At 57.3% G+C, this 20,961-nt stretch carries 16 protein-coding genes; 1 reads left to right on the top strand and 15 read right to left on the bottom strand.

From position 1 onward, the window contains the following. Positions 1-141: 141 nt before the first annotated feature. The 4 genes from ACIONG_RS00420 to ACIONG_RS00435 all read right to left on the bottom strand — a co-directional run bounded on the left by ACIONG_RS00420 (position 142) and on the right by ACIONG_RS00435 (position 6,060). Positions 142-2,271 carry a lipase family protein gene (locus ACIONG_RS00420; protein ID WP_401295873.1) on the bottom strand — a complete coding sequence of 710 codons (2,130 nt, stop codon included), beginning with the start codon at positions 2,269-2,271 and terminating at the stop codon, positions 142-144. A gap of 12 nt (positions 2,272-2,283) precedes the next feature. After that, positions 2,284-3,078 carry a hypothetical protein gene (locus ACIONG_RS00425; RefSeq protein WP_213028559.1) on the bottom strand — a complete coding sequence of 265 codons (795 nt, stop codon included), beginning with the start codon at positions 3,076-3,078 and terminating at the stop codon, positions 2,284-2,286. A 61-nt stretch (positions 3,079-3,139) separates the two neighbouring features. Further along, positions 3,140-3,991, bottom strand: a complete 852-nt coding sequence (locus tag ACIONG_RS00430; RefSeq protein WP_401295876.1) for a DUF4123 domain-containing protein — start codon at positions 3,989-3,991, stop codon at positions 3,140-3,142. Further along, the gene (locus tag ACIONG_RS00435) at positions 3,988-6,060 is read right to left on the bottom strand and encodes a type VI secretion system tip protein VgrG (protein ID WP_401295879.1); all 2,073 of its coding nucleotides are present in this window, start codon (positions 6,058-6,060) and stop codon (positions 3,988-3,990) included. The genes ACIONG_RS00430 and ACIONG_RS00435 overlap by 4 nt, the downstream gene beginning before the upstream one ends. 374 nt (positions 6,061-6,434) lie before the next feature. Between ACIONG_RS00435 and ACIONG_RS00440 the strand changes: the two genes are divergently transcribed. Continuing rightward, positions 6,435-7,736 carry an OprD family porin gene (locus tag ACIONG_RS00440; RefSeq protein WP_401295882.1) on the top strand — a complete coding sequence of 434 codons (1,302 nt, stop codon included), beginning with the start codon at positions 6,435-6,437 and terminating at the stop codon, positions 7,734-7,736. A 153-nt stretch (positions 7,737-7,889) separates the two neighbouring features. Here the strand turns inward: ACIONG_RS00440 and ACIONG_RS00445 are convergent, their stop codons facing one another. The 11 genes from ACIONG_RS00445 to ACIONG_RS00495 all read right to left on the bottom strand — a co-directional run bounded on the left by ACIONG_RS00445 (position 7,890) and on the right by ACIONG_RS00495 (position 20,883). Further along, the gene (locus ACIONG_RS00445) at positions 7,890-8,510 is read right to left on the bottom strand and encodes a hypothetical protein (RefSeq protein ID WP_401295885.1); all 621 of its coding nucleotides are present in this window, start codon (positions 8,508-8,510) and stop codon (positions 7,890-7,892) included. Positions 8,511-8,557: 47 nt separating this feature from the next. After that, positions 8,558-9,496 carry a carbohydrate kinase gene (locus tag ACIONG_RS00450; RefSeq protein WP_401295887.1) on the bottom strand — a complete coding sequence of 313 codons (939 nt, stop codon included), beginning with the start codon at positions 9,494-9,496 and terminating at the stop codon, positions 8,558-8,560. Between the two features lie 13 nt (positions 9,497-9,509). Continuing rightward, positions 9,510-11,006 (bottom strand): xylulokinase, encoded by a 1,497-nt coding sequence (gene xylB / locus ACIONG_RS00455; protein ID WP_401295890.1) that lies wholly within the window; start codon positions 11,004-11,006, stop codon positions 9,510-9,512. 205 nt (positions 11,007-11,211) lie between these two features. Next, on the bottom strand, positions 11,212-12,684 hold the full coding sequence (locus tag ACIONG_RS00460) for a mannitol dehydrogenase family protein (protein ID WP_401295893.1): 1,473 nt from the start codon (positions 12,682-12,684) through the stop codon (positions 11,212-11,214). Between the two features lie 18 nt (positions 12,685-12,702). Further along, positions 12,703-13,806: an ABC transporter ATP-binding protein gene (locus tag ACIONG_RS00465; RefSeq protein ID WP_401295896.1), complete on the bottom strand. Its 1,104-nt coding sequence runs from the start codon at positions 13,804-13,806 to the stop codon at positions 12,703-12,705. Positions 13,807-13,972: 166 nt separating this feature from the next. Next, positions 13,973-14,803, bottom strand: a complete 831-nt coding sequence (locus ACIONG_RS00470) for a carbohydrate ABC transporter permease (RefSeq protein WP_003225143.1) — start codon at positions 14,801-14,803, stop codon at positions 13,973-13,975. A gap of 8 nt (positions 14,804-14,811) precedes the next feature. After that, positions 14,812-15,738 (bottom strand): carbohydrate ABC transporter permease, encoded by a 927-nt coding sequence (locus tag ACIONG_RS00475; protein WP_103304995.1) that lies wholly within the window; start codon positions 15,736-15,738, stop codon positions 14,812-14,814. A 173-nt stretch (positions 15,739-15,911) separates the two neighbouring features. After that, positions 15,912-17,222 (bottom strand): ABC transporter substrate-binding protein, encoded by a 1,311-nt coding sequence (locus ACIONG_RS00480; protein WP_401295900.1) that lies wholly within the window; start codon positions 17,220-17,222, stop codon positions 15,912-15,914. Between the two features lie 347 nt (positions 17,223-17,569). Next, on the bottom strand, positions 17,570-18,472 hold the full coding sequence (locus ACIONG_RS00485; protein ID WP_401295903.1) for an AraC family transcriptional regulator: 903 nt from the start codon (positions 18,470-18,472) through the stop codon (positions 17,570-17,572). A 119-nt stretch (positions 18,473-18,591) separates the two neighbouring features. Next, complete coding sequence (locus ACIONG_RS00490; RefSeq protein WP_103304992.1) at positions 18,592-19,458, bottom strand: phospholipase; 867 nt, start codon at positions 19,456-19,458, stop codon at positions 18,592-18,594. A 132-nt stretch (positions 19,459-19,590) separates the two neighbouring features. Further along, complete coding sequence (locus ACIONG_RS00495) at positions 19,591-20,883, bottom strand: glycosyltransferase (protein ID WP_401295907.1); 1,293 nt, start codon at positions 20,881-20,883, stop codon at positions 19,591-19,593. Positions 20,884-20,961 lie beyond the last annotated feature (78 nt).

The raw sequence follows: 20,961 nt of genomic DNA on the forward strand, positions 1-20,961 counted from the left end.
ATTAGTTACTAGCTTCTCAAAGAGTAGCGCTTTATTTTTCCGATGCGCTCTCAACTGTTCATCAGTCCAGTTGAGAGCCTCTTCGAATTTATTACCTCATTACCACAATTTTTCTCGATTAACGCCAAGGTTAAAATCGCATCAAGCAGTCCTGAGCTGAACACTGCCCGCTTGAGGAATCATCGCGAGCCTGACTTCAACGTTGTTCTCTTTTTTCGCCAGCCAGCGCTTCAGGTTCTGATCATGCTCGGGGGCCTGAGTAGTAGAACCGTAGATATCCTCAGGCGTGACTTTCTGGTTGCTCAAGGTGCCAAGACGTTGCCAGGATGTATCCAGCCGACCTATTTCTGCTCTGAGCACACTCGCTTGTTGCAAGGCAGTCCGGCGATCGGATTGATAAGGGCTGTTCAACTCCGCCTCTTTGGCCGCCAAACGATCTCGCATGTCTTTTAACTGAATCCGTACCTGCTGGCTTTCGGTCTCTGTCACTACTGTGCCACCGAGGTTCTCGGTTTGCTGCCAGCGGCGCAACGTTGCCCAAGCGTTAGGAATGTAGGAGTCCAACATAAAGTGATGAGGCATCTGGAACAATTGCTGGATGAACATCGCTCGGTCTGGTAGGTCACCGAACTTTTTGATCGCTCGGGTGCATGCGGCTTCTTCGATGGATTCGCAACCCGGGTTCCACAGTACGGAAGATTGTTCTAATCCCTTGAAATGCACTGGCATGAAATGGTGTAGATCACCGTGGTGTTCATACGGTGAACCACCGAATCGGGTCAAACCCAACGCAAAAATCAATGCGCCTATTGGGCCGCTGATGAAACTGAGGACAGCGCCTGGCATCCAAATGCGTTGTCGAGTGTTCATCCAGGGTGCAGGCACACTTGGAATTGGATCGTTATCATTGACCATGCGATGGTGCGCCAAAGCCGCTGCGCCTTTTACAAAGTCTGCGTCTCCGGCTCTTGGAGACCCGTATGTATAGAGCAGAATGTCGTATGTTTTCTCGTCATTTCTGAGCGCTTCGGCGAGCAAGGTTGCAATGGCGCCTCCAAGACTATGCCCGCAGATAATGATTTTCTGATTAACGTAGAATTTGGTGAGATAGGTTTGAATAAACGTATTAATTGCTTCATAAGCTTTGTAAAAGCCTTGGTGCGCTTTACCTACGCCGACCTTTACAGGGGTCTGCTCCGCATCACCATCTCGCAGAAAGTCAACAAATTCTAATGTTCCACGTATGGAAACAAGGATGATTTCGTCGTGATGGGTGATAAAACCCTGGGTATTGGTCCCATTAGGCGATTTACTGTCGTCAAAAAAATGTAACTTGGCGGGGTGTTCTTGTTTCACGCCTAGCTCTGGTTTGTTTTGATCGTACAACGTTGGATCGAACGGCAGTATTTCAAAACGTTTTGAATAAGCGATGTCTTCGTAAAGCGGATAAAAAGCCGCTGACTGTTTTGCACCTAATTTCCAGCTTTCCTTATAGCAAGCCATGCCTTCACCAAACATGTTCCCCACGCTAGGGTCCAGTGGGAAGTTCACGGTATCGGTTGGCTGCTCCGCGGGAGACTGACCGAAGTCGCAGTAGCTCAAAGTTGCAAATAACGACAATTGATACAGGTTCAATGCACTGAACTTGTTATCTTTCGAAAGCATTGGACGGAAAGCGCGCAGAGGCCTGACTTCAAGAACGGTGAGCTTGTTCGGAAGCAGTGCAACTCCCCAGAGGTTTGACTGCTCAGGGCCGAAGCCGAGATCGCCCATGACTTTCAAGAGATTCTGGTTGGGAGGATATTTGGATTTCGACTCCCGAGGAAGATGCGAGACCTTTTCAACCAGATGGCGTACTTCTACATGAAAAAACTGGTCTGCCTTTGCTTTTGCAGGGTTGTTTTCAACCCGCATTCCATCGTCGCGGACGAAGCGAGTTTTTTCAGCCCGCACCTGTAGTTCACTGATTTTTACAGGGTAATTTGGCCGTGACATCAACCAGGTATAAGCGTCTTCCGCTCCCGCGTAAGGCTGATCCACAGTAAGTACTACAGGTCCCTCATAATGGTTCAGTACTTCACCAAATCCGGTGGCATCGAGCGTGCCTTCGTAGCGTTGTTCCGCACTGTCGGTCACCACATATTTCAAACCGGCGTATGGATTGCCATCTCCCGTCTCGTCAACCAGGCGAAAACTAACTTTAGTGCCTCTGGCCGGACAAGGAACTTTGTTGTCTTTGCACAATGGTTGCTCTACGTTTTTGACCGTCATTAATGAATGTCCTTATTCGTTACAAGTCGGATAGATATTGCAATCGCGCCCGTCTGGCATTTTGAACGGTTTGAAATCGGTTGTGTTACCGCGACAGAATGCATAGGGATCTTCGAGACTCTTGCCCTTACACCGTTTCCATCCGTTGGGGAATTTGACCCAATTATCTGCTACGGCCGGTTTTTCCTCTTTGGAAAGTGAGAAAGAAACTTTCAATGTCTTTCCCGCGAGCTGCGAGCGTTGCAGAGGCCCCTTTGCTACAGCGTTACTTGCCTGCTCCGGTGTTGCTATCGCGGAGCACTTCAGGATTTTGGCGATAATCCGGTCAGGTCCCATCGTACGAAACGACCATTCGCATTCTCGTTGCAAAGTAGTCGGAGCAGGAAGTTGCGTGTTGTCAGTCAACCCTTCCTGAAACTCAATTCCGGTGTGGTCCCTTCCAACATCATTAAATCCGGATGCATATTTGGCATCTACCTCATAATCGAAGCTGTCCAAGACCAATGGGCAGCCACCTTCAACGCTTGAAAGCGGAATTTCAAAACGCGCTGTTTGTGGTTTCTGGCTGAGGTCTTGCTCAAAAAACTTGAATCCGGGGTGCTCCCTTCCTTTTTTCACTGGAACACTGCACGTTTCTCCAAAGCGAGGAACGTACTGCGCCTCACCTCTTATTTTGAATCCAGGTGGAAGTTCAGTGACCAAAGTAAAACTGTCTTGTTGGGCAACTGAACAGGCCGTCACGCCAATCCCCCCCAAACCGATCACCAAGCTGCGAACAAATCTGTAAAAAACTTTGCGATGAAGCATGTGATCGTCCTTTCTTCGAGAGTCATTGCTCCGAGCGCTTTGCGCTCGAGAAGCTTTGCTCTCAGCTACGTTCTAGGTCGCCCGGTTGTGTCGCAAAAAAACGTTCACACCTGGCGAAGTGTTGATCCGGTGTCTCCCCCGACAAGGGAGCCCAGGCGACGTCTTTCGCGTGTTGGGGATCCAGCCGCAAAGTCAGCATGAACTCGCGTTGCTGCGGCGTATTCCACTGCCAGGCTTCAAGCAGGTCCATTTGCTCTTCGAGCCATTCAAGGATGCTGCGTGTTTCCGAGAGCTGCGCGGCAGCTTCTGCGTGGTGCACAAGCAACCAGCGTTTCAGATTCTCACGCAAAATTTCGCGTGTCCGTTCCGGTGGGGTAGGGACTTGCAACCAAGGTGCGGGATTTGGCACTGGATACATTCCCGGTCTGGTGTTGTCCGCGCTTTTCCACTGATCTTCAGCCCAATACAGCACGCTGCTGATCGGGCCGAGCAACAGCGGCCATTCGGCGTCTTTCAGGTTACCGAGGCAGCGGGCAAGAACGCGATTGTCCTGAAAACGGAACAACGAGCGGTCGCCGTCTTCCTCGATAACCATGCGCGCGATCCAGTGTTGGGTCAGGCTGTCCAGATCGGCTTTGTCCATGCTGCCGATCCATCCCCAGTTGCTTTGTGGGTCGTCCAGTAACTTGCGGAAAGCTTCGTCGTTCGGGTTTTGCAACTCGGTCAGCCATGGGCTGATCGCGGCGAATTTGGCGAATTCGGTGCGGCGATAGAGTTGTACGGAGCGCTGCATGACGCCTGCGCTGTACAGTGGCGTCACGGGGTTTGGCTCGGCGAGGCTGTCCAACGCGAGGATCAGTACACGGTTGAGACGGGATTGTTCGTCTAGCCAGTTATTGAGTGCATCACTCATGCGGTGGCTCCCAGATCGCATTTGCCTTCTCGGCAGGCTTCACAGATCGGGCAGCGGATGTCTCCGGATTTGCGAGCAGCTTTGGCCAGGGCCATTTGTATTGCTGCCGGAACGAGCAGGGCGCCTGCCTTGTCTTTCGCGGCCGCCCACGGGATGACCGGTTCGAGGATTCCGATCCCGGTCCCAACCCCCGGCGCCCCCCCGGTATTAGCCTTCACCTCCGCGCCACTAATCGTCACACCGCCCGCATCAACCTTCACAAAACTCCCACCAGCCTTGGCCGTGAGTTCCATCCCCCCCTCAACCACAACCTTCTCGCCAGCGTGGTAGTGAATCTCCGTCCCTGCCTCGACAAACTGCGCCGTACCCACTTTCACATGCTGGGTCACGCCCACGGTCAGGTGATCATTCGCGCGCATTTCACTGACGCGATCCAGATGTGTAATCCGGTGTTCTTCCACCTTGAACTCGCTCAAGGTGTTGGCTTCAACGGTGTCGTGCCGTTCGTTGCCGACGCGGATCTTCTGGTCGTGCTCGATGTTTTCGTCCCAGTCGCGCTGGGCGTGGATGTAGATCTGCTCGATGCCTTTTTTGTCTTCGATGCGGAATTCGTTGTAGCCCTTGCCGCCCGGTGAGCTGAGGGTTTTGAAGGTGCTGCGGGTCTTGTTTGCCGGCAGGTCGTAGGGGACGACGTTTTCCTTGTGGTACAGGCAGCCGGTGACGAGTGGCTGGTCGGGATCGCCTTCGAGGAAGGTGACGAGGACTTCCATGCCGATACGCGGGATGGCGAGGCCGCCGTAGGCGCTGCCGGCCCAGCCGCTGGCGACGCGCATCCAGCAGGTGGTTTTGTCGTCGGCCTGGCCGTCGCGGTCCCAGTGAAATTGCACCTTGATGCGGCCGTATTGGTCGCAGTGGATTTCTTCGCCGGACGGGCCGGTGACGATGGCGGTCTGGCTGCCGAGGATTTTCGGTTTCGGGTGTTCGAGTGCAGGGCGGTAGTGCGCGTCCCACGGGGTGGCGAGGAAGCTGTTGCGGTAGCCCTGGTGGAAATCGCTTTTGTTGTCGGTGACGTCGCTGGTGACGTTTTCGCCGAGCACTTGCGGTTGTTTGCCTTCGTGGAAGACTTCCAGCAGCAGCCACAGGTCGTTCCACTCGGCACGCGGGTGTTCGGCGAGGGTGAGGAAATGGCCGCTGGTGAGCGTCGGTTCGTCACCTTTACCTTCGGCGAGTTTGTAGTCGCTGCGGTGGCGTTCCAGTGCGCGGGTCGAGAGGAACTTACCGCGCTCGCGGGTGGTGAAGCGGCCGGGGTAGTCGTAGTCTTCGAGGTCCGGGGCGAAGGGGCTGGTCGCCGTGCCTTCGGGCAGGATCTGCGGTTTTTCGAAGTCGTAATCGCGGCGGCTGACGCGGGTGGTGCGGGTTTCCAGGCGCAGGTTGAAGCGCTTGATCACCGGTTTGTCGGCGGCCATGCCGGAGTCTTGCTGGTAGCTCACGGCTTTGAGTTTGCGGAACACGGTCTGGTCGTCGCCGAACACCAGTTTGTGGCCGCTGCTGCTGTGCTGGAAGTGGAAGTGGATGCCTTCCTCTTCGCACAGGCGCTGGATGAAGTGCAGGTCGGACTCGTCGTACTGCACGCAGTATTCGCGTTCCGGGTATTCGGCGCTGAGCTGGAAGCTGTAGGCGTCGGCGAGGATGCCGCGATCTTCGAGAACCTGGGCGATGATCTTCGGCACCGTGAGCTGCTGGAAGATCTGCTGGTCGTGGTTGTGGCGCAGGTAGGCCAGTTGCGGCACCAGACTGATGCTGTAACGGGTCAGGGTCTTGCCGGAATCGCCTTGCTCGATGCGGTACACCAGGCCATGAATCTTGCCTTCGCCCGTGGCGCCGAACGTCAGTACGCCGGGCTTGTGCAGCAACTCTTCGAGTTTCAGGTCGGGGCGGGCGCTGACCAGTTCGAGGTCGAAACGGAACGGTTCGTTGAGGGCTTCGCGACCGGTGAAGCTGAGGACTTGCAGGTCGGCGTTGGCGCCTTCGAGCGTGAGGGTGATGTGGGTAGCGTTGGCGTCCAGCATGCCTTGAATTCCGTCCGTTGAATAAGCAGGGGACGGATGATGGAGGATTAGACCGCCTCGTTCAAGGCGCAAATGCCGTATGCACGGCACTGGCAGCGCATAGGGCAAACCCTTAGACAGAGGGTTTTCGTCAATGAAACCGGGCGATTTGCGGGTTGCAGCGCGGGTCGGTTGCCGCTATCAATCCAGCCGGGCGTTGCAGAATAGCCGGTCAGTTTCAGACTAAAGTCGCCTGTGGCACGTTAAAGCCATCTGCCATCATTGCGCTTCACCCCTGCGTGTTCACTTTCTCCCGGCTCAGCCTTGATCCGGGACGGGAGCTATTTTTCTGGCTTATTGCGCCTCGCGCAAACGCTGCATTGTTGGAGTTTTTCATGCGTCCCCCATTTCCCCTCATCACCCCGCGCCAGTCGTTTGGCTTCGGAGCCGTTGTGCTGTGCGCCGGTTTTGCCGCACAGGTTCAGGCCAGCGGATTTCTCGAAGACACCACGGCGAAAATCGAATCGCGCACGGTGTACTTCAATCGCGATTTCCGTGATGGGCACACGTCCAACGATCAAGGCGCATCGAAACGTGAAGAGTCGGCGCAGGGGTTCATTCTCAACCTGCAATCGGGTTACACCGAAGGCACGGTGGGTTTTGGTATCGATGCGCTGGGCATGCTTGGTTTGCAGCTCGATTCCAGCCCTGACCGCAGCAACAGCGGCTTGTTGCCGTCCAGCGGCCAGGATCCGCGCGGTTCGAAGGGTCAATACGCAAAGATGGGCCTGACTGCCAAAGTGAAGGTGTCCGACACGGTGCTGAAATACGGCGCACTGCTGCCGGATCTGCCGCTGCTCAAGTACAACGACGGACGTCTACTGCCGACGATGTTCAACGGTGCGATGCTGACCTCAAAGGAAGTGAAGGACCTGACCTTCATGGCGGCGCGTCTGGACAAGTACACCGCGCGTGACTCCACCGACTCGCAAGACATCCGCGTGCACTGCAAGAACAAGCGCTATGCGTGCAACACCACCGCCGACCATTTCGACATGTACGGCTTCGACTACAAGATCAACGATCGCCTGACCGCGCAGTATCACTACGCTGAACTTGAAGACATCTATCGCCAGCACTTCGTCGGCCTGTTGGCCAATCACCCGCTGGGCAACGGTGTGTTGAAAGCAGATTTACGCTTGCTGAAAAGTGCCGACAGCGGCGATGCCAAGGCAGGTTCCATTGATAACCGTGCGTTGAGCGGCATGCTGTCCTACGCCATCAACGGCCACACCTTCAGTGGAGGCTGGCAGCGCATGAACGGCGACAACTCGATGCCGTACCTCGATGGCAGCAACCCGTATCTGGTCAACTACGTGCAGGTCAACGACTTCGCCGCTGCGCAGGAACGTTCCTGGCAGTTGCGTTATGACTATGACTTCAAGGCAATCGGTATCAACGGCCTGAGTTTCCTGACGCGTTATGTGAACGGTGATCACATCAAGGTGTTGGGCAGCGATCAGGAAGGTAAAGAGTGGGAACGTGACAGCGAGTTGAAGTACGTGATTCAGACCGGCACGTTCAAGGATGTGAGTCTGCGTTTGCGTAATGCGACTTACCGCACCAACTACGAGAAGTTTGCCCGGGATGTGGATGAGACCCGGTTGATTGTGAGTTACAACTTTTCGGTGTTGTAACCGCCGGGTTTTCGGCGTCTGATCCGTCGTCATCGCGGGCAAGCCCGCTCCCACAGGTTTCTTCGGTGGTCACAAAATCTGTGTTCACCAGAGATCCTTGTGGGAGCGGGCTTGCCCGCGATGGCGTCCTGAAGGTCAACGAAATTGTGCCTGTTACAACCAATGCCAGAACCGGCTCCAGAACCCCCGATTCAAATCCTCTTTGCAGCCGGCATATTGCTGGGCATACATGTCTGAGCGACTCTGCACCTTGCGCGCCGTCGGCATCAGCCACGCCTTGCTCGCGTAAGTCTTGTTGCGATAGCCACCCCAGCCTTCGTGGTAGTTGAGGTACTGGCCGTAGGCGTCGTATTTGTACACGCCGTTGATGCTGGTGGTCTTGTCCATGTACCAGCCGACGAAGTCGATGGCGTCATCGAAGTCTTCGCGGTCGGCCCAGTTGCGGCCGGTGCTCTTCTGGTAGTCGGACCAGACTTCGTCCTTGGCCTGCGCATAGCCGGATGCGGTCGACACCCGGCCCCACGGAATCACCCAGAGCAGGTATTTACGCGGCGTCTTGGCGTCGTAGCGGTAGCCGGATTCCTGATACATGATCGCGAACGGCACCTGGATCGGCACGCCCCAGCGCTTTTGCGTGACTTGCGCGGCGTCGTACCAATCACTCTTTTCACGGAAGATCTCGCAGATGTTTTCCGGCGAACGGGGCGGCGAGGTGCCGCAACCCGTCAACAGTGCCGCGAGTACCAGTAGTCCAACCGTCTGCCCTGAATTCAAAAGCCGTTATCCCGTCATGCGCGTAAAAAGGGCGACAGTCTACGCGCTCAGGTCAATTGGTGACGATAGGGCAGATCCGGACCCGTCTTGCTGCAAGTCAGCGCTGCGGCTTGCACGGCGAACCTGAGCATGGCGTCGATCTGTTCGCGAGCAAGTTGCTGAACACCTTCGACCGAGTCCAGACCTTGTTCGGTCAGCCAGGTAATCAGCGCGGCCTGGAAGGTGTCGCCGGCGCCGACGGTATCGGCGATCTTCACCGAGCAGGCGGGTGCCGACCATGAACCATGGGCGCGGCTGAACACGCTGGCGCCTTCGCCGCCACGGGTGAGGAAGACGACCTGGCAGCGATGCTCCAGCCAGCCTTCGATGACGCGCTGCGGATCCTGCTCGGGGTAGAGCAGGCTCAAGTCTTCGTCGCTGACTTTGATCAGATCCGCCAGTTGCACAAGCGTGGCAATCCGTTCGCGCCACAGCTCGATATTCGGCTCGGGATTGAGGCGCACGTTGGGGTCGAGGCTGATCAGGCGTTTGCCACTTTCACGCTGAACCAGCGCGAGCAGGGTGTCGGCAATCGGCTGCACCACCAGCGAAAACGAGCCGATGTGCAAGCCGCGCACCTCAGGGCCCAGCGTTGGTAAATGGCTCAGACTCAATTGCCGATCCGCGCAGCCTTCACCGCGAAAACTGTAATGCGGCGAGCCGTTGGCACCGACCGCCACCATCGCCAAAGTAGTCGGCGCGGCAAAATCCAGCAGATAGTCCGGCCGTACACCTTCCTCCTGCAAAACCTGCTGCAAGCGCCGGCCGAGGTAGTCGGTGGACAGCCCACCGAACAAGGCCGAGTCCACGCCCAAACGACGCAAACCAACCGCGACGTTGAACGGCGAGCCGCCGGCAATCGCCTTGAAATTCACTTTCGAGGCCAGTCCGCTGGCATCGTCTTCGCTGAAGAAATCAAACAGGGCTTCGCCACACACCAAATACATAATTGTTTGCTCTTTATAGGGTTGCGACATGCTGTTGATAGCGTTCGTAAGCCTGCTGAAACGCCGCGACATTGGCGGCGATCGGCAGGGTTTCACTGCTCAGGTCGAGTTTCACACAGCGCTGGCACAGCTCGGCCAACGTGTCTTCGTGGCCGTTCGACCAGGATTTGCACCACGCCGCCTGAATCGCGGCACCGAGGGCCGCAGCTTCACTTTGCTCGGTGCAGATTACCGGGGTGTTCATGATGTCGGCGACGATCTGCCGCCACACCGCGCTGTTCGAACCGCCGCCGATCAGGCAAATGCTGCGGCTTTGTAAACCATTCTGGCGGAGCAAATCCAGTCCATAACGCAAGCCGAACGTCGTGCCTTCGACGGCGGCGCGGCACAGATTGGCCTGGGTCAGATTATCCAGCGTCAAACCGTGCAGGCTACCAGTGGCGTGGGGCAGGGCGGGGACGCGCTCGCCGTTGAAAAACGGCAGCAGGCTGACGCCTTCGGCGCCAATGGGCGCTTGGGCGACGAGTTGGTTGAACCGGTCGAGATCCAGCTCGAACAATTCGCGAATCGCGCCGGTGGCATTAGTCAGGTTCATGGTGCAGATCAGCGGCAACCAGCCGCCGCTGGATGAACAGAACGTGGCGACGCTGGCATCCGGGCTGACTTTCGGGGTTTCGGCGTAGGCGTACACCGTGCCGGAGGAGCCGAGGCTCATGGTGATCGCGCCGGGCTGAATATTGCCGGTGCCGAGCGCGCCCATCATGTTGTCGCCGCCGCCGCTTGAGACCAGCGCGTTGGGGTTGATGCCAAGGTGTTCGGCGATGGCCGGCAGGATTGTGCCGACGGCTTGGTGCGCATCGATCAGCTCAGGCAGCGCCGCTTGCAGGCGTCCGCTGGCGTCGATGTCGCGCAGCAGTTGCAAATCCCACTGGCGGGTGCGCACGTTGAAATAGCCGGTGCCGGAGGCGTCGCCGTATTCGCTGCAGGCGCGACCGGTGAGCCAGAAATTGAGGTAGTCGTGGGGCAGCAGAATGCGGGCGATGCGTGCGAACACGAGCGGATGCTGCTCTTTGGTCCACAGCAGTTTCGACACCGTGTAGCCTGGCGCAATGACCACGCCGAGGCGTTCGAGCGAGCCTTTTTCACCGCCCAGATGGCTGAGCAGCCGGTCGTTCTCAGAGCTGGTTTCGGTGTCGCACCAGAGCTTGGCCGGGCGCAGGACTTCGCCTTGATCGTCGAGCAGCACCAGCCCGTGTTGCTGGCCGGAAACGCCGATGCCGAGGATCGCCTGGCCATCGACTTCCGCCGCCAACAACGCACGGCGGGTGGCGAGGGCGAAGGCTTCCAGCCATTGGCGAGTGTCTTGCTCGCGACGGCCGTTGGCGCCACTGATCATGGTGTGAGCGGCAGCGCCGTGGCCGAGGACTTCGCCGCTGGCGGCATTGAGGATGATCGCTTTGCTGCCTTGGGTACCGCAGTCGATGCCGAGGAAGAGTTGTCGGGTTGTCATGTGTGAACCAGTCAGTTGGGCTAAAGATCAAGAGCTACCCCCTCACCCCAGCCCTCTCCCCCAAGGGGGCGAGGGGGAAAGGGAGCCGACCTGGGTACTATTCAAAACCTCAGTTCGACATCGGACTTTCAGGTCGAAGCAGGGTGCACAAACCACTCGGTCAGTTCCCTCTCCCTTTGGGAGAGGGCTAGGGTGAGGGGCTTTTTCAGGCCAGCACCCGCTCCAAAGTCCGCGAAACGCCCACCTCACGCAAACTGTCGCAGCACCATTCAAACGCCGCCACAAATTCCGCAGACTGCGGAATCGCCGTGCCAAAAATCTCTTCAATCCCCAGCAATCGCTGGGTCATCAACCCATCATCCGCCACCAACGCCTGACAAAAAGTCGCCCGTGGATCAGGAATCGAATAGGTATCGCCATTCTCATCCACCCCCTTCAGATACAACGCCCAGGCCGCCACCACCAACGCCGCACGCTTGGTCTCGCGCCCATCGGCAATCAGCCGGTTGATCGTCGGGATGGTGAACTTGGGAAACTTCGACGAACCGTCCGAGCACACCCGCTCCAACTGATCGGCAATCGCCTGATTGGAGAACCGCGCCACCAGCGTGTTCTTGTAATCGGTCAGGTCGATACCCGGCACCGGCGCCAGTTGCGGCGTGACATCCAGGTCCATATACGCACGCATGTAGCGCACGAACAGCGGGTCATTCATGGTCTCGTGGACAAAGCGATAGCCCTTCAAAAAACCCAGATACGTCAGCGCCAGATGACTGCCGTTGAGCAGTTTGATTTTCATCTCTTCGTACGGCGAAACATCGTCGGTGAACTGCACGCCGACCTTTTCCCAGGCCGGTCGGCCGTTGACGAATTTGTCTTCCAGTACCCACTGCACAAACGGTTCGCAAACCACCGGCCAGGCGTCGTCCACCGCGTGTTTGTCGGCCAGTTGCAGACGATGCGCGGTGCTGGTCATCGGCGTGATGCGGTCGACCATCGCATTAGGGAAACTGACGTTGGCGTCGATCCAGCTGCACAGATTGCTGTTGCGCAGGGTGGCAAACGCCAGCAACGCCTTGCGGGTGACCGCGCCGTTGTGCGGCAGGTTATCGCAGGACATCACGGTGAAGGCGGGAATACCCGCCGCCCGGCGTTTTTCCAGCGCCGCGCACAAGAAACCGAACACAGTTTTCGGCGAATCAGGATTGGTCAGATCGTGCTGGATCTGCGGCAGGTGCGCCATGAATTCGCCGTTGCTGTCGTCGATGCAGTAGCCGCCCTCGGTGATGGTCAGCGAGACGATGCGGATCTGCGGATCGGCTAGTTTGTCGATCAAGGCCTGGGCGCTGTCTTCGGCCAGCAACATGTCGCGAATCGCGCCGATCACCCGCACTTCAGTGTCATCGCTGTCGCCGAGTTCGAAAAGCGTGAACAGGTAATCCTGCTCCTTGAGATCGTCACGGGCGCGGCGGTCTTCGGCGCGCAGGCCGACCCCGCAAATCGCCCAGTCGAGTGCTTCGCCGGTATTCATCAGCGCGTCGGTGTAATACGCCTGATGCGCCCGGTGGAAACCGCCGACGCCAATGTGCGCAATGCCCTGACGGGTATCACTGAGGCTGTAGGCCGGCAGTTGCACTTCGCCGGCGAGGCGGTTGAGGTTTTGTCTGTTGAGTTTCATTGGGCAAGTCTCGAAAAATCAGGCGGCAGCGCGTAGCGGACGGGTCAGCGCCACGCCTTCGGCATCGAATAAATGGCAGTGGGCGGCGTCCAGATACAGGTTCAGTTGTTCGCCATAACGGCTCGCCAGATCACCGCGCACGCGCATGGTCAGCGCTTCCCCGGCGTTGGTCTTGACGTGGCAGAAGGTGTCGCTGCCCAGCCGCTCGCTGACATCGGCGGTGACTTGCAGGGTGCAGTCGCCCGGTTGGGCCAGCTCCAGATGTTCCGGGCGAATACCCAGGGTTACGGCGCTGCCGACGCTCAGGTGGGCGGCGTTGAACGGCAGGGTGATGCGCGTGCCGGCATCCAGTGACACTTCACAGACCTGAGCGTCGATCCGGGCGATCTGGCCTTTGAGGAAGCCCATTTTCGGCGTGCCCAGAAACCCGGCAACGAACAGGTTGGCGGGGTTGTGATAGAGGTCCAGTGGTGAACCGACCTGCTCGATCTTGCCGCCATTGAGCACCACGACTTTGTCGGCCATGGTCATCGCTTCGACCTGGTCGTGGGTCACGTAAATCATCGTCGCTTGCAGGTCCTTGTGCAGGCGCAGCAGTTCCAGACGCATCTGCACGCGCAACGCGGCGTCGAGGTTGGACAGCGGCTCGTCGAACAGAAATATCTTCGGGTTGCGCACAATGGCGCGGCCGATCGCCACGCGCTGACGCTGGCCACCGGAAAGCTGTTTCGGCTTGCGTTCGAGCATCGGGCCGAGTTCGAGAATCCGCGCCGCTTCGCGGACTTTTTTCTCGACCTCGGCTTTCGGTACGCCCGCCAGATCGAGGGCGAACGACATATTCTTCTTCACGGTCATGTGCGGGTACAGCGCGTAGGTCTGGAACACCATCGCCAGATCGCGCTTGGCCGGGCTGACTTCGGTGATGTCGCGACCATCGAGTTCGATGGTGCCGCCGCTGACTTCTTCGAGGCCGGCGATCAGCCGCAGCAAGGTGGATTTGCCGCAGCCGGAGGGGCCGACGAAGACCACGAATTCCTTGTCGTTCACTTCCAGGTCGATGCCCTTGATGATGGAAAAACCTTCGAAGCCTTTTTGCAGATTCTTGATTTTCAGGTTGGCCATGATGATGGGCCTCCGCATTGTTGTTATTTGTATGAGCCAGGCGAGCTTTTTTGTAGGAGTGAGCCTGCTCGCGATAGCGGAGTGTCATTCAACGATGATGTCGACTGACACGGCCTCATCGCGAGCAGGCTCACTCCTACAGGGGACGGGGTTGGGTTCGGGATATTCATTTCACAGCCCCAAACGACAGGCCGCGCACCAGTTGTTTCTGGCTGATCCAGCCGAAGATCAGGATTGGCGCACACGCCAGGGTCGAGACCGCCGACAACTTGGCCCAGAACAACCCTTCGGGACTTGAATACGAGGCGATCAGCGCGGTCAGTGGTGCGGCTTTCGACGAGGTCAGGTTCAGCGACCAGAAGGCCTCATTCCAGCACAGGATCAGCGACAGCAATACCGTCGAGGCGAGGCCGCCCTTGGCGATGGGCAGCAGCACTCGAACCATTTCCTGCCACAACGTGGCGCCGTCGAGGCGTGCGGCTTCGAGGATGTCTTTGGGGATGTCCTTGAAGTAGGTGTAAATCATCCAGACCACGATCGGCAGGTTGATCAGCGTGTAGATCACGATCAGTGCGATGCGCGTGTCGAGCAGGCCGAAACTCTTCGCCAGCAGGTAGATCGGCATCAGCACGCCCACCGGCGGCAGCATCTTGGTCGAGAGCATCCACAACAGCGTGCCCTTGGTGCGCTGGGTTTCGTAGAACGCCATCGAGTAGGCCGCCGGCACCGCGATCAGCAGGCACAGCGCGGTGGCGCTGAAGGAAATCACCACCGAGTTCCAGGCGAAACTGAAGTAGTCGCTGCGCTCGTTGATGTGCAGATAGTTCTCCAGTGTCGGCGTGAAGATGAACTGCGGTGGCGTGGCGAAGGCGTCGATTTCAGTTTTGAAACTGGTCATCACCATCCAGAAGATCGGGAAGAAAATCACGATCGCGATGGCCCAGGCCAGGGTGCCGAGCAGCAGGCTTTGCAGCCGGCGGGATTGTTGAAGAGTCATGGCAGGCCTCAGGCTTTGTCAGTCAGGTTTTTGCCGATCATCCGCACCAGAATGATCGCGGCGATGTTGGCGATGACCACGGCAATCAAGCCGCCCGCCGAGGCCATGCCGACGTCGAACTGCACCAGCGCCTGGTTGTAGATCAGGTAGGCGAGGTTGGTCGAGGCGTAGCCCGGCCCACCGTTGGTGGTGGTGAAAATTTCGGCGAATACCGACAGTAGGAAGATCGTCTCAATCATCACCACCACCGCGATTGGCCGGGCCAGATGCGGCAGGGTCAGGTGCCAGAAAATCGCTATCGGGCCGGCGCCGTCGAGGCGGGCGGCTTCCTTTTGTTCCTGGTCGAGGGACTGCATGGCGGTCATCAGGATCAGGATCGCGAAGGGCAGCCATTGCCACGAAACAATGATGATGATCGACAGCAGCGGGTAGTGCGCCAGCCAGTCCACCGGTTGCGCGCCGAACAGCTTCCAGAGGTAGGCGAGGATCCCGGACACCGGGTGGAAGATCAGGTTCTTCCAGATCAGCGCGCCAACCGTGGGCATGATGAAAAACGGCGAGATCAACATGACCCGCACGATGCCGCGACCGAGGAACTCGCTGGCCTCAAGCAACGCACTGATCAGCACGCCGAACACCACGCTGATGAGCAACACGCTGCCAACCAGCAGCAGGGTGTTGGTGGCACCGGGCAGAAAGCCCGAGTCGGTCAGAAAGTAAGTAAAGTTCTCCAGCCCGACGAATTCGTTCACGCCCGGGTCGAGCAGGTTGTAACGAATCATCGAGAAGTAAATGGTCATGCCCAGCGGCACGATCATCCACAGCAGCAACAGGGCCACCGAGGGGCTGACCAGAAACCAGCCGGGATTGCGTACGCGGATTTTGCGCGCAGGTTGCGACAGGTCGATGTGGGCTTTGGCAGTTGAAGTATTCATGGTGATCACAACCAGTTGGGTGCAGATACATGCTCAGGAGAGAAACCCTTCCTGACATCGACGCGAACCCTGTGGGAGCTGGCTTGCCAGCGATGGCGATTGAACAGTCGACATCAATTTTGAATGTGCCGGCCTCATCGCTGGCAAGCCAGCTCCCACAGGTTTAGTGGCGTTTACTTGGGATAACCGGCGCGCTTCATCTCGCGTTCAGTGGTTTGCTGTGCGGCCGTCAGGGCTTGATCCACCGTGGTCTGGCCAATCAGCGCTGCCGAGAACAGCTTGCCGACCTGGGTGCCGACGCCCTGGAACTCAGGAATAGTCACCAATTGAATGCCGATGTACGGCACGGGTTTGAGCGTCGGTTTGCTCGGATCGGCGGCTTTCAACGACTCCAGCGTCACCTTGGCAAACGGCGCGGCGCTCATGTAGGCGTCGCTGTAGGTCGAGGCGCGAGTGCCCGGCGGTACGTTGGCGATGCCGTCGGTCTTGGCCACCAGCTCGCCGTATTCCCTGGACGTGGCCCAGGCGCTGAACGTTTTCGCCGCGTCTTTGGCCTTGGAACTGGTCGGAATCGCCAGCGCCCACGAATAAAGCCACGCCGAACCTTTGTCAGTAACCTGATGCGGCGCGAAGGTGAAACCAACGTGATCGGCAACCTTGCTCTGGGTCTTGTCGGTGACGAACGAACCGGCAACGCTGGCGTCGACCCAGATCGCGCACTTGCCGCTGTTGAATAGCGCAAGGTTTTCGTTGAAACCGTTGCTGGACGCACCGGGCGGGCCGGATTTTTTCATGGTGTCGACGTAGAAATTCAGTGCATTTTTCCACTCGGGGCCGCTGAATTCCGGCTGCCATTTCTCATCGAACCAACGCGCGCCATAGGCGTTGGCGACGGTGGTGATCAGCGCCATGTTCTCGCCCCAACCAGCCTTGCCGCGCAGGCAGATGCCGTACTGCTCTTTGTCTTTGTTGGTGAGTTTTTCGGCGAAACCGGCGATCTCTTCCCAGGTCGGACGTTCCGGCATGGTCAGGCCGGCGTCCTTGAACAGGTCGGTGCGGTAATAAGTGATCGAGCTTTCGGCGTAGAACGGCAGGGCATACAGCGAGCCCTTGACCGAAAGGCCTTCGCGCACCGACGGGAACACGTCATCGAGGGCGTAACTGGCCGGCAGATCCTTCATCGGTTCGAGCCAACCTTTGGCACCCCACAGCGCTGCTTCGTACATGCCGATGGTCAACACGTCGAACTGGCCGCCCTGCGTGGCGATGTCGGTGGTCAGACGCTGGCGCAGGACGTTTTCTTCCAGTACCACCCAATTGAGCTTGATGTCCGGGTGCTCGGTCTCGAAGGTTTTCGAGAGTTTTTGCATGCGGATCATGTCGCTGTTGTTGACGGTGGCGATGGTCAGGGTCTGGGCGCCAAGGCTGACGCTGCTGAGGGTCATGCAGGTGAGGGCAAGCAGAGCTTTTGCAGTGGGTTGCATCGTGCACTCCTTTTCTGCACCCGGCGGGTGGCAGAAGGACGGTTATTGTTTTTGTGTCTTCCGAATGCAGGAAGAATGTGCACTGATTACAGCCTTCAATTGCCGGGCTGACAAATCATCCGTAGCACTTCAGTTGATACTTTTTTGCACTGGTGTTGTTGCGGGCGAACGCAGGGTAGGGGGTTGCAGCGAACGGAGGGTATCGGATACGTACAGGTTTTCGACGCAAAGCAAGGTCAGAACCTGTGGGAGCTGGCTTGCCAGCGATGGCGTTGGATCAGTCGACGCAGAGGTTGGTTGTGCTGGCCTCATCGCTGGCATGCCAGCTCCCACAGGGGTTCGGAATCTCAGACGTTCTGTTCAGTCAGGCGCTGCACCGCGAGCCGCCGATAGTGCGAAGGCGTCATGCCCTTGAGCTGCTGAAACCGCCGATTGAAGTTGGAAATATTGTTGAAGCCTGACTCAAAGCACACATCGGTCACCGGTTTATCGCCGTCCGCCAGCAACTCGCAGGATTTGCTGATGCGCAAGCGATTGACGAACTCGATGAAGTTGCGCCCGGTGGCCTGTTTGAATACGCGGCTGAAATAGGTCGGTGTCATGCCCAGGTGTTCGGCAACTTCCTCCAGCGAAATATCCCGGGCGTAGTGGCTGAAGATGTAATCGACGGCGCGGTTGGTGCGGTCGATATTGTGCTCATCGGCCAGTTGCGGGGTGGTGGCACCGGACAGCAACTGATAGTCGTCACTGGCCGCAAGCAACTCCATCAGGATGAAAAAGTGTCCGAGCCGGGTGATGCCACGGGTGTCGGCGATTCGCTGCATCAGCGTCATGGCCTGGCGGATTGTCTGTTTGCAGCGGAATTCGATGCCGTACTGCGCCCGTTCCAGCAACGGCGCCAGCGTTTTCAGTTCGGCGAATATCTGGTGACCGCTCTCGAACAGTTCATCGGTGAAATTGACGAGCATGTCGCGTTTTTCCACCACTTCGTCTTCGGCCACCTGACTGATCCAGTTGTGCGGCAGGTTCGGACCGGTCAGAAACAGGGTTTCAGGGTAGAAGTTGCCGATGTAGTCACCGATGAACACTTTGCCGGAACTGGCGACGATCAGGTGCAGCTCGTATTCCTTGTGGAAATGCCAGCGCACCAGCGGGCAGGGGAAACCGTGCTGGCGGTAGATGATGGACAACCCGTTGTGGTCATCCATCAATTCGTAAGAAGGGTCGGTCACGCGTGCGGTTCGAGTCATGGCTGAGCGCTTTATTTTGTTATCGCTTGCCGATCATGCCTCTTTCTGCGCTTGCTGTGCCAGCCTGTATCAACTCAGCACTATGCCTTGGCTGATGCGTTCGCACAGGGGTTGGCTGATTAAGTTTTTTTGGCTGCCTTGATCAGGTTGGCCGCGTGGCAGTATGCAACGATGTCGCTCTCCTCGATGAAGTCGACATTGATAATGTTGCATTTCATGGCCCAGTCACCGTTTTTCGGATTGAACCAGGCATTTAATTCGTCGTGAATATCCACCGGGCCTCCGAGAGCAGCGTAGCAGGCGGCCGAAAGAGACCAGGGCGACCACTTGCCAGGCGGATTCTTCATTACTTCAGAAATGTATTTATTAAGTTCATTGGCACTAACGGTGCCAGTACCGATCCATTTGTGAGCTATCTGTCCAAAAAAAACGTTGTGTGACAGCTCGCCGTGACTCTGGGTGGCAAACAAAACTCTCTGTGTGGAGCTGATTTTTTTTAGTTGTCCCAATGTGAGGCGTGCGTTATTCGGTGGAATGATTCGGTCCCCGAGCAAGTGCTGAACCACTTCGTTGAAATAGCGGAAGTCAAACGTTGCGCCGAGCATTTTATGAACATCTACAACAATAAACTCGTCAGGATTTTCATCGAGAAACTGATTGATGTCGGAAATCAGATGCCCCAGCGTTCGAGAGTTGGGGAATTTATTGTGGTGCATGCGAAATTTGCCTAGTCCCTTTGCAGCAGGCTCACTCATCAAACGAATATCCAGAGCTCGGGATCCATGACTCAATTGCCTATAAAACGAATCATGCTGACAGGCGAGCCAGTGGCGAGGTGGGCCGAAAACAGGATAGCTGGCCTTCCAGTCACTGCCGGCGTTATGAGTTCCCGGCAGAGTCATTTCGTTGAGAGACAGTGCGTCAAATTTGGGGGTGGCCGTCATCCAGTTATGATTGGAGTAGTTGCCTTGATTAAGAGTTGTCATGTATGCATCCTGCATTAGTTAAAGTGCGCACCGTGGAAGTGTTAGTGCGCTGCCTGCAGAATGTTTTAAATGCTAATCAGGTTGTTTGCCAAGTCCTGTTTTAATGCCAAATGTGATGAGAGTTGCGAAGTCCTATGTTTTTTGGTTTTTAACTTCAATCCATTGAGACATGTACTGAGTGCTTTTATGCATGTGGTGGCGCAGCATGCTGCCAGTAAAGTTACTGTTTCTAAGTGCTGTTAAATGCTCTTGGCAATAGCGCAGTTTTTCAATAAGAGCCGGGCCATGGACGATGTGTTGGTAACGTTCCCCGAGCAAATGGTCTCCTGCCTTTTGCGCCGCTTGCCAACGTGCCTTGTCCTTATAAAGCTGAACGGCTTGGTTTGCGAACTCCGTCGCCGTGTGCGTGACAGCTCCGGGCCAGGGCAGATCGCCGTGCATGCCCTCAGCGCCAATTGGTGTCGTGACACTCGGCGTACCGCACAGCATCGCGTCAACCAGCTTGCCTTTGATGCCCGCGCCGAATCGCAACGGTGCCAGGCAAATGCGCGCATCAGACATGACCTGCAACGCATCTTCTGCCCAGTTCATCACATGAAAACCTTGCGCCGCGTTGTGCAGCGCCGTGGCTTTCGGCGGGGTGTAGGCGCCATAAATGTGCAGTTGTGCCTGAGGAAGTTGCTGGCGAATCAACGGCCAGATCGCGGATTTCATCCACAGCACTGCGTCCCAGTTTGGCGCATGGCGGAAGTTACCGATGCTGAGGAAATGCGCCCGCTCCTCAAATGCTTTTGTGGCAGTGGTGGGAGGGGCAATCATCAGCGGGCACCAATGCAGCAACTGGCGCGGCAAGCCGAATTGCTCGACGAGCAGCTCGATTTCCACCTCGGAGATCATCAGATTCAAGTCACAGCGGTACAGCGCGGCGATTTCCCGTTTGGCCAGGTCGGTGTCGGCCATCAGTTCAAACTCTTCGCGCAGTGCCGGGGCGAACAAAGCGCTGAAGTCGTCCTGATCGGGACTGGCTTTCAGGTGATCCTTGAGCCGTTGATGGCGGGCGTGACGCAGGCTTTGCAGATCGGAGGTTTCCAGTACCCGCAAGGCATCGGGGCAGTACTTCTCGACACGCCAGCCGAACTGCTCCTCCATCATGAACTGATCGAACAGCACGATATCCGGGGCCAGGTCGCTGATGAATACGTCGAAACTGCTGTTGTTGAGTTCAATGGGCACTTCGCGAATGCCCAGCGCGCTCAGGTCAGCCTTGTGCTCACCCGGGCCGGCGGGGCTGCTGAAGGTAATGTCCCAACCCTGCTGCAAGAAGGTGTCGAGGATCTGCATGACATGCCCGCTGGCCGCCGAGGATTGGGGCTCGGGCCAAACGTATCCGATGACCAGAACTTTGGTGGTGACTGGCTGAGACATGAACAGAAATCCTTTGCAGCAGGCGAGGGGGAACAAAAAACGGCCGCAATTAAACCACAGCGGCCGTTGAAGGTGGGC

It is taken from the genome of Pseudomonas sp. NPDC087817 (assembly GCF_044742875.1).
Taxonomy (GTDB): Bacteria; Pseudomonadota; Gammaproteobacteria; order Pseudomonadales; family Pseudomonadaceae; genus Aquipseudomonas.

Coding starts and splice junctions, on each gene's coding strand:
- ACIONG_RS00420 (WP_401295873.1), bottom strand. CDS start 2,271: ATGACGGTCAAAAACGTAGAGCAACCATTGTGCAAAGACAACAAAGTT.
- ACIONG_RS00425 (WP_213028559.1), bottom strand. CDS start 3,078: ATGCTTCATCGCAAAGTTTTTTACAGATTTGTTCGCAGCTTGGTGATC.
- ACIONG_RS00430 (WP_401295876.1), bottom strand. CDS start 3,991: ATGAGTGATGCACTCAATAACTGGCTAGACGAACAATCCCGTCTCAAC.
- ACIONG_RS00435 (WP_401295879.1), bottom strand. CDS start 6,060: ATGCTGGACGCCAACGCTACCCACATCACCCTCACGCTCGAAGGCGCC.
- ACIONG_RS00440 (WP_401295882.1), top strand. CDS start 6,435: ATGCGTCCCCCATTTCCCCTCATCACCCCGCGCCAGTCGTTTGGCTTC.
- ACIONG_RS00450 (WP_401295887.1), bottom strand. CDS start 9,496: ATGTATTTGGTGTGTGGCGAAGCCCTGTTTGATTTCTTCAGCGAAGAC.
- xylB (WP_401295890.1), bottom strand. CDS start 11,006: ATGACAACCCGACAACTCTTCCTCGGCATCGACTGCGGTACCCAAGGC.
- ACIONG_RS00460 (WP_401295893.1), bottom strand. CDS start 12,684: ATGAAACTCAACAGACAAAACCTCAACCGCCTCGCCGGCGAAGTGCAA.
- ACIONG_RS00465 (WP_401295896.1), bottom strand. CDS start 13,806: ATGGCCAACCTGAAAATCAAGAATCTGCAAAAAGGCTTCGAAGGTTTT.
- ACIONG_RS00470 (WP_003225143.1), bottom strand. CDS start 14,803: ATGACTCTTCAACAATCCCGCCGGCTGCAAAGCCTGCTGCTCGGCACC.
- ACIONG_RS00475 (WP_103304995.1), bottom strand. CDS start 15,738: ATGAATACTTCAACTGCCAAAGCCCACATCGACCTGTCGCAACCTGCG.
- ACIONG_RS00480 (WP_401295900.1), bottom strand. CDS start 17,222: ATGCAACCCACTGCAAAAGCTCTGCTTGCCCTCACCTGCATGACCCTC.
- ACIONG_RS00485 (WP_401295903.1), bottom strand. CDS start 18,472: ATGACTCGAACCGCACGCGTGACCGACCCTTCTTACGAATTGATGGAT.
- ACIONG_RS00490 (WP_103304992.1), bottom strand. CDS start 19,458: ATGACAACTCTTAATCAAGGCAACTACTCCAATCATAACTGGATGACG.
- ACIONG_RS00495 (WP_401295907.1), bottom strand. CDS start 20,883: ATGTCTCAGCCAGTCACCACCAAAGTTCTGGTCATCGGATACGTTTGG.